This is a genomic window from Microbacterium sp. NPDC055910 (genome assembly GCF_042271185.1).
In the GTDB taxonomy this organism is placed as follows: domain Bacteria; phylum Actinomycetota; class Actinomycetes; order Actinomycetales; family Microbacteriaceae; genus Microbacterium.
In genome coordinates this window covers 1-13,958 of sequence record NZ_JBHJZS010000034.1, presented here as the reverse complement: position 1 = coordinate 13,958, position 13,958 = coordinate 1, and the positions used below count along the sequence as shown (strand labels likewise).

The window sequence follows — 13,958 nt, the reverse complement described above, 5'->3', positions numbered from 1 at the left end:
GCGGCATCCGCTGACATCAACCCATGCTAACCACGCCGCATTCCACCGCCGGCGGGACCCGCGGCGATCAGCGACGGCGGGGGATGACGCGGCGTGCGAGATCCAGAGCGGGGCGCAGCTCGGGCGCGCGCAGCAGTGCGAGCACCCCGACATACACCGCGAACGAGACCAGACCGATGAGTGCCGTCGCGACGGCGCCGAGCAGCTTGTCGGCGACGGCCCAGCCGGCATCGCCCCCGAGCAGCAGGAAGGTCAGCCACCCCGCCGCGGCGGCGGGGACGGCGGCGATGAGGAAGCGCCCGTACGCGACGAACCACGCGCCCGCGCCGAGCGCACCCAGCCGCCGCCGCAGGAGGGTCGTGGCGATGACGACCTGCACGAGCGTCGAGATCGACTGGCCGAGCGCGACTCCCGCGGCAAGCTGCGCGAGCGGCAGCGTCGCCTGCGCGACGAGCACGAGGATCACGAAGAGCCCGCACTGGATGACCGTGAACACGAACGGCGTGCGGGTGTCGTTGTAGGCATAGAAGGCACGTTGCACGACGAACAGCACCGAGAGCGGGATCAGCCCCACGAGGTAGGCCACGAGGACGGGAGCCGCAGCGACGGCCGCCCCGGCACTGTCGGCGAAGACCCGGGTCGCGGGAACGGCGGCGGCGATGAGGGCTGCGGCGGCGATCGTGATGAGCATCCCCGTGACACGGATGCTGGCCGACAGGTCGGTTCGCACGTCGTCGTCGCGTCCGGCGTGCGCGTGCTCGGAGAGGCGGGTGAAGTACGGCGTCCCGATCGACATGACGATGATCGAGTACGGCAGCATGAAGACGAGCCACGCGTTGGCCATCGCGAACGCGGACGGTCCGTCGCCCGATGCCTCGGTGATGACGCGGGTCTGCACGAGCCCGGCGAGCGTGCGGACGACGACCATCGCGAAGGTCCATCCCGCGAGGCGTCCGATGTGACCGAGGCCGACGCCACGCCACCGGAAGTCCGGCCGCAGGTGCAGTCCTGTGCGCCGCCAGAAGAAGAGCAGCACGAGCGCTTGGATGACGATCCCGCCGGTCGCGGTGGCCCCGAGTGCCGTGACCATCGTCGGTGTCCAGTCGGACACCGCGGTCAGCTCCGTGCCGAAGACCACGCCGATGAGCCCGAAGCCGGCGATGGACACGACGTTGTTGACGATCGGCGCCCAGGTGAAGGGCCCGTAGACCTTGCGGGCGTTGAGCGCTTCGCCCACGAGGGCGTAGAGGCCGTAGAAGAAGATCTGCGGCAGGCACCAGTAGGCCAGCACCGTCGCGAGCGCCTTCTGATCGGGCGCGAACCCCGGGGCGAAGAGCTCGACCAGCAGGGGAGCGCACAGCGTCGCCACGGCGCTCGTCACGAGCAGCACGACGGTGCCGAGCGTGAACAGCTTCGAGATGAACGTGCGACCCCCGTCGGCGTGCGCACTGGCGCGCACGATCTGCGGCACGATGACGGCGGTGAGCAGGCCGTACGAGATGATCTCGTAGATCGTGTTGGGCAGCTGGTTCGCGATCGCGAAGGCGTCGCCCGCGCGGCTGAAGACCGCACCGAGCACCGTCACGAGCACGATCGTGCGGATGAGGCCCGTCACGCGCGAGACGAGGGTGCCCGCGCCGATGAGGGCGCTCGCCCTGCCGACGCTCACGGTGCATCCTCGCTCGAGGGTGTTTCGCCACGGCGGCGCTCCCGAGCACGCAGGATCGTGCGCAGCACACCGAGCACGAGGAGTCCGCCGACGATGACGGCCAGCGCGACGAGGCCGACCGTCTCCCACTCCGCCCGCACGTTCACCTCGACCCGCTCGGATGGGCCGATCGCGACGAACGAGGGGCTGCGCAGCTGCAGCTCGAGGGTGACCTCGCCGTTTCCGACGCGCGCTTCGACCGGAACCTCCACGCGCGTGTTGCTCTGCGGCGTCGCGACGATGTCGTTCGCGCGGCGCACGTTCAGTCGCAGGTCGTTGGGACTGGCGTAGAGCACGAGGTTGACGGCGTAGGGAAGGTCGTTGCGCACCGTGAACGGCAGGCCTGCGCCGGCGGCGAAGAGGTTGATCGTCTTGTTGGGCAGCAGCCGCACGGCCCCGAGCGTCTCGCGCGTCGCGAGGCGGTGCTCCGCGACCGCCGTCGTGAAGTCGCCGGCCCGCGCGGCCCAGCCGACGCCGAGCAGCTGCAGGATCTCGGCCCGCTCGATGCCGGTCAGCAGACCCGGATCGTCGAGGATCGTCGCGAAGCGGCCGAGCTCGTCTTCGTCGCCGAAGAGAGCGGATGCCGCGGCGACGCGCTCGGCGGGAGGCTCGGTGTCGACCAGCTCGACCGCCTGGGCGGCCGTGCCGGCGACACCCGTGAGGGACTGCGTGATGACGCCGGGGAAGTCGGCGACGGCGCTCAGGACGGTGCGGATCCCGATGTAGGACCGGGCGGTCGTGCGGTCGAGGGCGACGAGGAGGGGAGCATCGGCGGCGGCGGCGAAGGCGAGGTAGCCGGTCGCAGCGGCGAGGGGAGAGCCGCGCAGCGCCGACTCGTCGATCGCCGCGGCCTGCGAGAGCAGACGCGAGATCTCGGCGTCGGCGACGAGCAGCCCCGCGTCGCCCGTGGCTGCGCGGGCGCCGACCGCGTCGCCCTTCGCGCCGGCGGTCGTCGCCGTCGAGGGCACGACGGTCAGCGCAGCGCCGTCGTCGAGGGCTCCGAGCTTCGCGACGGCGTCGCGCGTGATGCTGCCGGCGTCGGGCCAGTACACCGTGCCGCGGACCGTTCCGATCGCGACCACGTCGTCGACCGTGGGGTAGACGGGGGCCTGCGGGTCGGCCGGCTCGGTCGGGGCCGGCGTCGGGGCCACGGGCAGTGTCGGGGTCGGTTCGGCGACGGGCGGAAAGTCGGCCGCCGTCATCGAGGCCGCGAACGACGTGGGCTCGAGCGGGCGCGAGAGCCCCGCTTCGAGCTGCACGGCCGGGTCGGCGTCGCCGAACTGCAGCGCGAAGCGCGTGTTGCCGAGGGCCTCGAGACTCTCCAGCCAGCTCGTCGCACTCTCCGGAGCGGCGATTCCGAGCACGCGGATCGCGGCCGGGATCGCGGGGTCGACCGCGAGGATCGCGCTCGTGCCCGAGACGCCCTCGAGCTGGCTCGTCAGCTCTCCGTCAGGCGCCGTGAGTCGCTCGAGCTCGCTCGCCGTCAGCAGCGCGTCGGCGCGCGCGTCGACCGTGATCGGCACGATGAACGACGCGCTGAGCGGTCGGTCGGGTGCGGGCACGACGATGACGCTCGTCGACACCACGGCGCCGTCGGGCGAGTCGTACGCGGCCTCGAGCGGATACACGCCCGGTCGCAGCTCGACGAGTTCGGGGGTCTCGGGCGGCACGAGGATCGCGGTGGTCTGCTGTTCGCCGGCGGAGACGGGGTCGATCGTGCCGGTGGCGACGGTGCGCGTCGTGACGTCGGACGAGCCCGCGAGCCACGCCGTCAGCTCGGCGCGCCCCGCGAGCGGAGCGGTGCCGAGCGCGAGGGTCACGGGTGTCGCGGCGATCCCCGCCGTCGTGTCGTTGTGCAGCGTGACCGACACCGTGAGCGTCTCGCCGGCGTTCAGGATGCCGTTGCGCAGCGGTGCGAGGGTGAAAGATGTCGTGCCCGTCGGGGCCGCATCCGTGGCGGCGGGCGTGGGCGACGGGCTCGGTGCGTCGGCGGCCGCGGGAAGCGGCATCCCGAGCCCGAGGGCGACCGTCAGCGCCGTGAGGATCGACAGCGCGCGCCGGGGCCGGCTCTTCCTCAGGGGGGTGTCGATCATTGCTCTGGGTTCGCTCCTGTGCGATTGCGGACCGCACGACCGAACAGATTCTACGGTCCGCCCCTCGGAGACCTCCGACAGCGCACGCGGTTGAATGGAGGACGTGACCTCTCGACCCCTGCTTCCCGAGCCCGATCCTGCCCTGTGCCGCGCGCTCGCCGACGACCTGCGCGACGCCGGCTTCACGTCGGCCGCGCTGCGCGCCGCGTGGGGTGAGACCGCCGACACGGCGATCGCGCGCGGCCTGCGCTCACCGGCGCTGCGCGCGCTCACCGGCCGCGACGACCCCCTCGCCGTGCTGGGACGACTTCTCGTGCTCGGGATGCCGCAACCCGCGGCATCCGTCGATCGGAGCCTGCCGCGCACGGGGTGCACGGGCCTCGTCGCCCTCGGTCTTGCCGTCGTGTCCGGGGACGAGATCGAACCCGTGGCGATCGTGCGTCCGCAGTCGTTCGCGGACGAGCGCGGCGACGGGGAATGGTGGATCGCGAGCGACCTCGACGAGAGCGCCCTGCAGGGTGCGCTGCCCGAAGACCACGTGCTCGGGGTCGGTGGCGCGTCGTTGACGCTCGCGTCGCTGCAGCTGCCGACGCCCGCCGAGCGGGGCCTCGATCTCGGCAGCGGGTGCGGCATCCAGTCGCTGCGGGCACGTCGCGCCGTGGATCGCGTCGTGGCGACCGACATCTCGGAGCGCGCCCTGCGGTTCACGCGCCTCAACGCCGCGCTGTGCGGCGTCGACGGCATCGAGCCGCGGCACGGCAGCCTGTTCGCGCCCGTCGCGGGCGAGCAGTTCGACCGGATCGTGTCCAACCCGCCCTTCGTCATCACGCCGCGTGTCGCGGGCGTGCCCGCCTACGAGTACCGCGACGCCGGCTTCACGGGTGACGGGCTCGTCGCGGCCGTCGTCTCGGGTGTCGGGGCCCACCTTTCGCCTGGCGGTGTCGCGCAGCTGCTCGGCAACTGGGAGACCCGCGACGGCGTCGACGGTCTCGAGCGCGTTCGGGAGTGGATCGCGGCGGCGCCCGTCGCCCTCGACGCGTGGGTCGTCGAGCGGGAGCAGCTCGACCCGCTGTCGTACGCCGAGCTGTGGGTGCGCGACGGCGGCACCCTGCTCGGAACGCCCGAATACGCGCGGCTCATCGACGCCTGGCTCGAGGACTTCGACGCCCGCGCCGTGTCATCGATCGGCTTCGGCTACGTCCTGCTGCGGCGCCCGGCGGCGGGCGAGGCGACGCTGTCACGGTACGAGCGGGTGACCCAGGCGCTGCCCGACGGCGGGCTCGGGCGGCATCTCGCCGACGCGCTCGATGCGCATGACGCGCTCGCGCGGCTCGACGATGCGGCGCTGGCCGCCTGCGTCGCGCTCGTCGCGGCCGATGTCACCGAGGCCCGGCACCAGCTGCCGGGAGCCGAGGCGCCGACCGTCATCGAGCTGCGCCAGGGTGCGGGGTTCGGCCGGTCGCTGTCGGTCGACCCGGGTCTGGCGGCGCTCGTCGGCGCGTGCGACGGCGACCTGCCGCTCGGCCTGCTGATCGACGCCATCGCGGAGCTGCTCGAGGTCGATGCCGTCGCGCTGCGCGCCGACCTGCTGCCCCGCGTGCGCGAACTCGTGTTCACCGGATTCCTGAGTCTCGTCGGTGGGGCGTCGAGTTCTCCGGACAGAAACGGCGTTTCGGGGGCAGGGGAGCGGGAACCGACGATCCGTCCGGAGAAGTGGACGCCGGATCCGCCCCACGGCGCTCGGTAGGCTCGAACCCATGCTGAATATGGCCGACGGCGTCGCGCGCCTGGCCGCGCTCGCGGAGTCTCCCGTCGTCGCGACGCTCGCGCGCGCCTTCGCCGACGCCGGGTTCGACCTCGCGATCGTCGGCGGCCCGGTGCGCGACGCGCTGCTGGGCCGCGAGACCCACGACCTCGATTTCACGACGAACGCGCGGCCCGACGACATCCTGCGGATCATCAAGCCCATCAGCACGGCGCAGTGGGACATCGGCCGTGCCTTCGGCACGATCGGTGCGAAGGTCGCGGGGGATTCCCCACTCCTTCTCCACGGATCGCGTTCGCGCTCCGCGGAGCCTCGAGGCGCGGGGGCTCAGGTCGAAGTCACGACCTATCGGGCCGACAGCTACGACGGCGTGACCCGCAAGCCCACCGTCGAATTCGGCGACACGATCGAGGCCGACCTCGGTCGCCGCGACTTCACCGTCAACGCCATGGCGTTGCGCGTGCCGTCGCAGACGCTCGTCGATCCGACGGGCGGCGTCGAAGACCTCGTGCGCGGCGTGCTGCGCACACCGGCCGACCCGCACGTGAGCTTCGGCGACGACCCGCTGCGCATGCTGCGTGCCGCGCGGTTCTCGTCGCAGCTGGGCTTCGAGGTCGACCCCGCGACGGTCGAGGCGATCACCGAGCTGCGCGCCACCCTCGAGATCGTGAGCCCCGAGCGGATCCAGAGCGAGCTCGTGCGGCTGCTGCAGACCGACGATCCGACACGCGGCATCCGGCTGCTCGTCGAGACCGGCCTCATGGGCGAGTTCCTCCCCGAGATTCCGGCCCTGCAGCTCGAGGTCGACGAGCACCACCATCACAAGGACGTCTACGAGCACTCCCTCACGGTGCTGCAGCAGACGATCGACCTCGAGCACGAGCGGCACCCGGATGCCGCCCCCGACGTCGCGCTGCGGCTCGCGGCGCTGCTGCACGACATCGGCAAGCCGGCGACCCGGCGGCTCGAGCCCGGCGGCGGCGTCACGTTCCATCACCATGACGTCAAGGGCGCCCGGCTCGCGCGCAAACGGCTGCAGGCGCTGCGGTTCGACTCGGACACGATCTCGGGCGTGACGCAGCTCATCGAGCAGCACCTGCGGTTCTTCGGCTATGCCGAGGGGGCATGGACCGACTCCGCCGTCCGGCGGTACGTACGCGACGCGGGATCGCAGCTCGAGCGCCTGCACATCCTCACTCGTGCCGACGTCACGACCCGCAACCGGCGCAAGGCGACGCGGTTGCGCAACGCCTACGACGACATCGAGCGGCGGATCGCCGAGCTCTCGGCGCAAGAGGAGCTCGAGGCGATCCGTCCCGACCTCGACGGCAATCAGATCCAGGCGATCCTCGGCCTCACCCCCGGGCGCGAAGTGGGCGAGGCCTATCGGTTCCTCCTCGACCTGCGCCTCGACGAGGGCGTGCTGGGCGAAGACGAAGCCGAGCGGCGTCTGCGCGCGTGGTGGGCCGACCGCGCCTGAGCAGACCTCCCGTGCGGCGCGCCGTCGACCTACACTGGTCAGGCGTCGATCGGAGCCCCATGTCCTCGCCATGGTCCCCGCAGCGCGGCGTCTCACCGGAGGGCGCGCGCCTTCTGATCGAGCGCGCCCACGACGAGCTCGTTGCGGGCAATGAAGCCGACGAGCGGCTGCAGAATGTCCGGCCGCTCGTGCGCGACTCGTGGCGCCGTTCGATCGCCTCCCTCGTCGGCGTCGAGAGCCTGCCGCCTCTCGAACTCGGTGCCGACGTCATCGACACGTACCGCCGGGAGCATCCGCTGGCCGCTGCGGTCGACATCGTGCGCGGACTCCTGCTTCCTGGAGGCGCCGAGGATTCGGGGGTCGTCGTCGCGATGGGGGATGCCGCGGGTCGGCTGCTCTGGGTCGAGGGCGACCGGGCCGTGCGGCGCCTGACGGGCGATGTGGGCTTCGTGCCCGGCGCGAACTGGTCCGAAGACGCCGTCGGAACCTCCGCCCCCGGCACGGCGCTCGCGCTGGGGCGCTCGGTGCAGATCCGCGGGGCCGAGCACTTCAACCGGCTCGTGCAGCCGTGGTCCTGCACCGCTGCTCCCGTGACCGATCCGGAGACGCGTCGCATCCTCGGCGTCGTCGACGTCACGGGGGAGTCGCCCGCCGCGTCGGCGCAGGCCCAGCTGCTCGTCGCCGCGACCGCTCGCGCGATCGAGACTGAACTGCTCGTCACGCGACTGCGCGCTCGGGCCGAGTCCGCACCGCCCGCGAAGCCGTCGCGTCGCCCCGAGATGACGCGGGCGACGCTTCGGGTGCTCGGCCGAGACCGGGCGCTGCTCGAGCTCGCGGGCGAGGGTGTCGAGACGGTGAGCGAGCTCGGAGCGCGGCACGCCGAGATCCTGCTCATGCTCGCCGTTCACCGCCGCGGGCTGTCCGCCGACCGGCTCGGCGAGCTGGTCTACGGCGACCCGTCCGCCGCCGACACCGTGCGACCCGAGCTCGTGCGCCTGCGCAAGGTGCTCGAACGCACGGCGCCGCAGCTCGCACCCGCGTCGCGCCCGTATCGGCTCACGGTTCCCCTCGAGACCGACGCGCACCACGTGCTGTCGCTGCTCGACCGGGGTGCGCATCGCGTCGCGCTCGCCGCCTACCGCGGCGACGTGCTCCCGGATTCGACGGCGCCCGGCGTCGAGGAGTTCCGCGACACGGTGCGCACGACGTTGCGTGAGGCGCTCATGGCCGAGGCATCCCTCGACGTCCTGCTCGCCTACGCCGACACCGCGCCCGACGACGTCGAGCTCCTCCGCCTGTGTCTGCAGATGCTCCCCGCCCGTTCGCCCAAGCGGGCCCACCTCGTCGCCCGCCTCGACCGTCTCGAGTCCTGACCCGGCGGTGAGCCCGCGCGGGCGCCGCATCCCCCGCGCAACGGTTTGCAACGTTGCGGCGCCTACCGTCGTTCCCACGCGACACCGACGTCGCGAAACCGTCGAAGGAGACCAGTCATGACCATCGTCGAAGAGAGCGTCTCGAGCGTCTACGCTGCCCCCGGGCAGCGCGGCTCGGTCGCCGAGTATCGTCCTCGCTACGGCCACTACATCGGCGGCGAGTTCGTCGAGCCCGTCAAGGGCCAGTACTTCGAGAACATCTCGCCCGTCAACGGCAAGCCCTTCACCGAGGTCGGGCGCGGCACCGTCGAGGACATCGACCGTGCCGTCGACGTCGCCTGGCAGGCGTTCGAGTCGTGGAAGCGTACGACACCCGCCGAGCGCGCCGTCATCCTCAACAAGATCGCCGACCGCATCGAGCAGAACCTCGAGAGGATCGCCGTCGCCGAGACGTGGGAGAACGGCAAGCCCGTGCGCGAGACGCTCGCCGCCGACATCCCGCTCGCTGTCGACCACTTCCGCTACTTCGCCGGCGTGCTGCGCGCGCAGGAGGGCACGCTCAGCCAGCTCGACGAGGACACCGTCGCGTACCACTTCCACGAGCCGCTCGGTGTCGTCGGGCAGATCATCCCGTGGAACTTCCCGATCCTCATGGCGACGTGGAAGCTCGCTCCCGCGCTCGCCGCCGGCAACTGCGTCGTGCTCAAGCCCGCCGAGCAGACGCCCGCGTCGCTGCTGTTCCTGTTCGAGATCATCGGCGATCTGCTGCCCGCGGGGGTCGTCAACATCGTCAACGGCTTCGGCATCGAGGCGGGGGCGCCGCTCGCGCAGCACAAGCGCATCCGCAAGGTCGCGTTCACGGGTGAGACCACGACGGGCCGGCTCATCATGCAGTACGCGTCGCAGAACCTCATTCCCGTGACGCTCGAGCTCGGAGGCAAGAGCGCCAACGTGTTCTTCGAAGACGTCGCCCGCTCGACCGATGACGCCTACTACGACAAGGCGCTCGAGGGCTTCACGCTCTTCGCCCTCAATCAGGGCGAAGTGTGCACGTGCCCCTCGCGCGCTCTCATCCAGCGCTCGATCTACGACGGCTTCATGGGCGACGCGCTCGATCGGGTGGCCAAGATCGTGCAGGGCAACCCGCTCGACCCGGCGACGATGATCGGCGCACAGGCATCCAATGATCAGCTCGAGAAGATCCTGTCGTACATCGACATCGGCAAGGCCGGTGGCGCGAAGCTGCTCGCCGGTGGCGAGCGGGTCGACCTGGGCGGCGACCTCAGCGGGGGGTACTACGTCGCACCGACCGTGTTCGAGGGCACGAACGACATGCGGATCTTCCAGGAGGAGATCTTCGGCCCCGTCGTCTCGGTGACGTCCTTCGACGACTTCGACGACGGCATCTCGATCGCGAACGACACCCTCTACGGCCTCGGTGCCGGGGTGTGGAGCCGTTCGGGAGACACCGCCTACAAGGCGGGACGCGCCATCGAAGCCGGGCGCGTCTGGACGAACACCTACCACCAGTACCCGGCGCACGCCGCGTTCGGCGGGTACAAGCAGTCCGGCATCGGTCGCGAGAACCACCTCAAGATGCTCGACCACTATCAGCAGACGAAGAACCTGCTCGTGTCGTACGCCGAGGGCGCGATGGGCTTCTTCTGATCCGGCTCGTCCCTCTTCTGCCACCGGACCCCAGCCGGTTGGAGGGACGGCTCGATAGCCGGGTGAGCCAGGGGCACCCGCGCATCGGTTGGCGGGGTGAGACGCACCACGACGTTCCCCAGACGTTCGCGTCTCACTCCGCCTCTTCTGACTTCCCCCTCGGCGAACGGAGAACACGCATGGTCACCCACAGCCGCGTGGCCGTCACGGATGCCGCAGCCGCGCTGCTGCGTGAACTGACGACGCAGCACGGGCCGCTCATGTTCCATCAGTCGGGTGGATGCTGCGACGGCAGCGCGCCCATGTGCTATCCCGTCGGCATGTTCATCACAGGTCCGTCCGACGTGCTGCTGGGCGATCTCGACGTCGGGCTCGACGGGGCCATCGAGGTGTACATCTCGGAAGCGCAGTTCGAGTACTGGAAGTACACGCACCTCACGATCGACGTCGTGCCAGGTCGGGGTGCGGGGTTCAGCGTCGAGTCTCCGACCGGCATGCGCTTCATCGTGCGCTCGAGGATGCTGGACGAGCCCGAACTGGAGCACTTCGGGATCGGGTGAGGCTCAGCGTCCGAGGACCGACCAGACGAAGCCCATGATCTGCGGCAGCGACCACATCAGCAGCATGATGCCCACGACGATGACGACCGCCCAGGGGATGCCGCGCTTCAGCCGGCGACCCGGCGCGGCCACGCCCGGGGGCGGGCGCAGCGCGGTCGACGGCGCGGCGAAGGGCAGCCCCTCGTGCGCCGTGGCCGGAGCGGTCAGCCGGTCGTCGCGCCAGCGCTCCCACTGTGCGAGCTTGTCGAGCAGGGCGCCCACGACCGAGAACAGCCAGCTCCACGTCGCGGGGTCGAGGGTCGAGAAGTCGCGCTTGGCGTAGAGGAACAGCCAATCGTCGACGATCTCGACATCGAGGGCCGCGGCGTTGTCGATGAACCGCGCCATGATGTCGGGCGTGAACAGATAGAGCGCGTCGCGCTCGTACCCGGTGGGGCAGTACAGCGAGAAGTAGCGATCGAAGTCGCCCTCGAGGCTGAGCCGCTGATCCCGGTCGAACGAGGTCGGAAGGTTCGATCCGAACAGGCCGTTGTTGCCGAGGGCGTCGAGCACGATGTGGGGGAGGGGCACGTCGAGCTTGACGGCGACGTAGCCCCACGAGTGCGTCGTGCGGTTCTTGCCGGAACCGGTCGTGTACCGGTAGTTCGCGAACTCGACGAACCTCGGGCGCGTGCCGCGCACGAGGTCGAGGCTCTGTCTCGACGAGCCCAGGCCGAAGATCATCCCGGGCAGGCGCGGGTTCGCGAGCGTCGGCAGGTAGCCCATGCCGTTCGCCTGCGCGAAGCGGTCGAGCCTGAACCGCCGGGTCGGTGCTCCTCCGCCGACCGCACGGACGACCGCCGTGATGACCGCCGCCAGAATGCCCAGCACGAAGAGGATGAAGATCGTCGCACCGATCGCGACGAACCACGGCGGCGCTGTGCCCGAGACGGCCGCCGTGAGGAAGGCGGTCGCGGCCGTCGACACCGAGATCAGGATCATGATCGCTACGGCGATGAGGACGACGACGCCGATCACGTTGCCGATTCCGCTGCCGCGCAGCGCCCCGGTCGCGCGCAGCCGCTGCGTGAACGCGCGCACGTCGGCGCGGTCGACGGGCTCGACGAGAGGGCGCGGGTCGAACGAGGTCGACCCCTGTTCCTGATGCAGCGACATCCGTCCTCCCCTGGGTCATGCCGAGCCCACGCTACCCGCCGACGCCGAGCCCCCTGACTCGATCCCTGAGCGTGCCGAAGAGCGCGCACCACGCCGCGCCGCGGCATCCGGTATCATAGGAGGGTTGTCCGTTCGCGTTCGATGCGCGGTAAGCCGGATGACGTGCACCACACCCTCCTGCTGTGGGGAGATTCCCCGCAGCCGTTCTAGTCCGAAGGAGGTGGGTTAGTGACGCACACACACCAGTACGAGCTCATGGTGATCCTGAACCCCGAGATCGACGAGCGCCAGGTCGCTCCGAACCTCGAGAAGTTCCTCAAGGTCATCACGAACGACGGTGGCTCTGTCGACAACGTCGACATCTGGGGTCGCCGCCGTCTCGCCTACGAGATCCAGAAGCACACCGAAGGCGTCTACGCCGTCGTCAACTTCACCGCCACGAGCGAGGCCACGCACGAGCTGGACCGCCAGCTCAAGCTCGACGAGCGCATCATGCGCACGAAGGTCCTCCGCGCTGAAGAGGCCATCGCGATGGTCGCCTCCGAGAAGCAGCGCGCCGACGAGAAGGCCGCCCGCAAGGCTGCTGCTCCCGCCAAGGTCGCTGCTCCCGCGAAGGCTGCTGCTCCCGCGAAGGCTGCCGCTCCCGCCAAGGCTGCGAAGGCGTAACGACATGGCCGGCGAGACGATCATCACCGTCGTGGGCAACCTCACGGCAGACCCCGAACTGCGGTACACGCAGAACGGGCTCCCCGTCGCGAACTTCACGATCGCGTCGACGCCGCGCAACTACGACCGCCAGACCAACGAGTGGAAGGACGGCGAAGCGCTGTTCCTCCGCGCGAGTGTGTGGCGCGAGTTCGCCGAGCACGTGGCCGGTTCGCTGACCAAGGGCATGCGGGTCGTCGCGACCGGCCGCCTGAAGCAGCGCAGCTACCAGGATCGCGAGGGCAACAACCGCACCGCGATCGAGCTCGAGGTCGACGAGATCGGACCGTCGCTGCGTTATGCGACGGCCCAGGTCACGCGTGCCGCGAGCGGCGGTGGCGGCGGAGGCAACTTCGGCGGCGGCGGTGGCGGCGGCGGACAGTCGCGTCCCGCGCAGGTGGCAGAGGAGCCGTGGGCTACCCCCGGTTCCTCCAACGCCGGCGGTGGAGACGCCTGGGCGACGCCCGGTGCGTCCTACGGCGACGACACCCCGTTTTGACGCCGACCTCCGGTCCCTGAGTTCGCTAGAGCGTCGAGACCGGGTCACGGCAACAACTTTTCTCACTCTGTAAAGGAAACACCATGGCTGGAAAGGCAACCGGCGATCGCCGGAAGCCGCGGAAGGGCGCGAAGAACGCGGCCCCCGCGAAGTCGATCCGTGTCGGCGTCATTGACTATAAGGACGTCGCCACTCTTCGCAAGTTCATCTCGGAGCGCGGCAAGATCCGTGCCCGTCGTATCACCGGTGTCTCGGTGCAGGAGCAGCGTCTGATCGCCAAGGCGATCAAAAACGCGCGCGAAATGGCGCTCCTGCCTTACGCCGGCGCTGGCCGCTAAGGGGCATCCGATGGCAAAGCTGATTCTCACGAATGAGGTCGCCGGGCTCGGTAGCGCCGGTGACGTGGTCGAGGTCAAGAACGGGTTCGCCCGCAACTACCTCATCCCCCAGGGCTTCGCTGTGGCGTGGAGCCGCGGTGGCGAGAAGCAGGTCGCGTCGATTCGCGCGGCCCGTGAGTCGCGCGCGATCCACGACCACGAAGAGGCCGTCGCGCTCAAGGACGCCCTTGAGTCCAACACGGTGCGCCTGCCCGTCAAGGCCGGCGCCGAAGGGCGACTGTTCGGCTCGGTCAAGACGGGTGACGTCGCAGACGCCGTCAAGGCCGCCGGTCTCGGTGACCTCGACAAGCGCAAGATCCACATCACCTCGGCGATCAAGTCGGTGGGCCAGCACGAGGCGACGATCCGCCTGCGTGACGACCTCACCGCCGTGATCACCCTCCAGGTGGTCGCAGCCAAGTAGCACTCTCCGCTCCCTGAGCTTGTCTCCGGTCCCTGAGCTTGTCGAAGGGTCGAGAGCTTCTCTCCGGTTCCTGAGCTTGTCGAAGGGTCGAGAGCTTCTCTCCGGTCCCTGAGCTTGTCGAAGGGTCGAGACGTAGAACGGATGCCGCGGG

General features: G+C 70.4%; 12 protein-coding genes. 9 read left to right on the top strand and 3 right to left on the bottom strand.

What is annotated here, in order from left to right:
* Positions 1 to 67: 67 nt before the first annotated feature.
* The gene (gene murJ / locus ACFC3F_RS12610) at positions 68 to 1,669 is read right to left on the bottom strand and encodes a murein biosynthesis integral membrane protein MurJ (RefSeq protein ID WP_376130152.1); all 1,602 of its coding nucleotides are present in this window, start codon (positions 1,667 to 1,669) and stop codon (positions 68 to 70) included.
* Entirely contained in the window at positions 1,666 to 3,801 is a 2,136-nt protein-coding gene (locus ACFC3F_RS12605; protein WP_376130149.1) for a DUF6049 family protein, read from the bottom strand. The genes murJ and ACFC3F_RS12605 overlap by 4 nt, the downstream gene beginning before the upstream one ends.
* A 94-nt stretch (positions 3,802 to 3,895) precedes the next feature.
* On the opposite strand from ACFC3F_RS12605, the gene ACFC3F_RS12600 reads away from it, so the two are divergent.
* From ACFC3F_RS12600 to ACFC3F_RS12580, 5 genes are all read left to right on the top strand, one after another.
* Positions 3,896 to 5,548, top strand: coding sequence for a methyltransferase (locus ACFC3F_RS12600; protein WP_376130146.1), 1,653 nt, complete (start codon positions 3,896 to 3,898; stop codon positions 5,546 to 5,548).
* A gap of 10 nt (positions 5,549 to 5,558) precedes the next feature.
* The gene (locus tag ACFC3F_RS12595) at positions 5,559 to 7,046 is read left to right on the top strand and encodes a CCA tRNA nucleotidyltransferase (protein WP_376130143.1); all 1,488 of its coding nucleotides are present in this window, start codon (positions 5,559 to 5,561) and stop codon (positions 7,044 to 7,046) included.
* 59 nt (positions 7,047 to 7,105) lie between these two features.
* A complete protein-coding gene (locus ACFC3F_RS12590) occupies positions 7,106 to 8,419 on the top strand; it encodes a GAF domain-containing protein (protein WP_376130140.1) in 1,314 nt (437 codons plus the stop codon).
* Positions 8,420 to 8,536: 117 nt separating this feature from the next.
* A complete protein-coding gene (locus ACFC3F_RS12585) occupies positions 8,537 to 10,087 on the top strand; it encodes an aldehyde dehydrogenase family protein (RefSeq protein WP_376130137.1) in 1,551 nt (516 codons plus the stop codon).
* 179 nt (positions 10,088 to 10,266) lie between these two features.
* Positions 10,267 to 10,647 (top strand): DUF779 domain-containing protein, encoded by a 381-nt coding sequence (locus ACFC3F_RS12580; protein ID WP_376130134.1) that lies wholly within the window; start codon positions 10,267 to 10,269, stop codon positions 10,645 to 10,647.
* 3 nt (positions 10,648 to 10,650) lie between these two features.
* Here the strand turns inward: ACFC3F_RS12580 and ACFC3F_RS12575 are convergent, their stop codons facing one another.
* Positions 10,651 to 11,802, bottom strand: a complete 1,152-nt coding sequence (locus ACFC3F_RS12575) for a hypothetical protein (RefSeq protein ID WP_376130131.1) — start codon at positions 11,800 to 11,802, stop codon at positions 10,651 to 10,653.
* 255 nt (positions 11,803 to 12,057) lie between these two features.
* On the opposite strand from ACFC3F_RS12575, the gene rpsF reads away from it, so the two are divergent.
* The 4 genes from rpsF to rplI all read left to right on the top strand — a co-directional run bounded on the left by rpsF (position 12,058) and on the right by rplI (position 13,807).
* The gene (gene rpsF / locus ACFC3F_RS12570; protein WP_376130208.1) at positions 12,058 to 12,468 is read left to right on the top strand and encodes a 30S ribosomal protein S6; all 411 of its coding nucleotides are present in this window, start codon (positions 12,058 to 12,060) and stop codon (positions 12,466 to 12,468) included.
* A 4-nt stretch (positions 12,469 to 12,472) separates the two neighbouring features.
* On the top strand, positions 12,473 to 13,006 hold the full coding sequence (locus ACFC3F_RS12565) for a single-stranded DNA-binding protein (protein ID WP_376130128.1): 534 nt from the start codon (positions 12,473 to 12,475) through the stop codon (positions 13,004 to 13,006).
* 83 nt (positions 13,007 to 13,089) lie between these two features.
* Positions 13,090 to 13,344: a 30S ribosomal protein S18 gene (rpsR, locus tag ACFC3F_RS12560; RefSeq protein WP_045276591.1), complete on the top strand. Its 255-nt coding sequence runs from the start codon at positions 13,090 to 13,092 to the stop codon at positions 13,342 to 13,344.
* Between the two features lie 10 nt (positions 13,345 to 13,354).
* Positions 13,355 to 13,807 (top strand): 50S ribosomal protein L9, encoded by a 453-nt coding sequence (gene rplI, locus ACFC3F_RS12555; RefSeq protein WP_376130124.1) that lies wholly within the window; start codon positions 13,355 to 13,357, stop codon positions 13,805 to 13,807.
* Positions 13,808 to 13,958 lie beyond the last annotated feature (151 nt).

Coding starts and splice junctions, on each gene's coding strand:
- ACFC3F_RS12605 (WP_376130149.1), bottom strand. CDS start 3,801: ATGATCGACACCCCCCTGAGGAAGAGCCGGCCCCGGCGCGCGCTGTCG.
- rpsF (WP_376130208.1), top strand. CDS start 12,058: ATGGTGATCCTGAACCCCGAGATCGACGAGCGCCAGGTCGCTCCGAAC.
- ACFC3F_RS12580 (WP_376130134.1), top strand. CDS start 10,267: ATGGTCACCCACAGCCGCGTGGCCGTCACGGATGCCGCAGCCGCGCTG.
- ACFC3F_RS12585 (WP_376130137.1), top strand. CDS start 8,537: ATGACCATCGTCGAAGAGAGCGTCTCGAGCGTCTACGCTGCCCCCGGG.
- ACFC3F_RS12600 (WP_376130146.1), top strand. CDS start 3,896: ATGGAGGACGTGACCTCTCGACCCCTGCTTCCCGAGCCCGATCCTGCC.
- ACFC3F_RS12565 (WP_376130128.1), top strand. CDS start 12,473: ATGGCCGGCGAGACGATCATCACCGTCGTGGGCAACCTCACGGCAGAC.
- ACFC3F_RS12575 (WP_376130131.1), bottom strand. CDS start 11,802: ATGTCGCTGCATCAGGAACAGGGGTCGACCTCGTTCGACCCGCGCCCT.
- ACFC3F_RS12595 (WP_376130143.1), top strand. CDS start 5,559: ATGCTGAATATGGCCGACGGCGTCGCGCGCCTGGCCGCGCTCGCGGAG.
- rplI (WP_376130124.1), top strand. CDS start 13,355: ATGGCAAAGCTGATTCTCACGAATGAGGTCGCCGGGCTCGGTAGCGCC.
- ACFC3F_RS12590 (WP_376130140.1), top strand. CDS start 7,106: ATGTCCTCGCCATGGTCCCCGCAGCGCGGCGTCTCACCGGAGGGCGCG.
- rpsR (WP_045276591.1), top strand. CDS start 13,090: ATGGCTGGAAAGGCAACCGGCGATCGCCGGAAGCCGCGGAAGGGCGCG.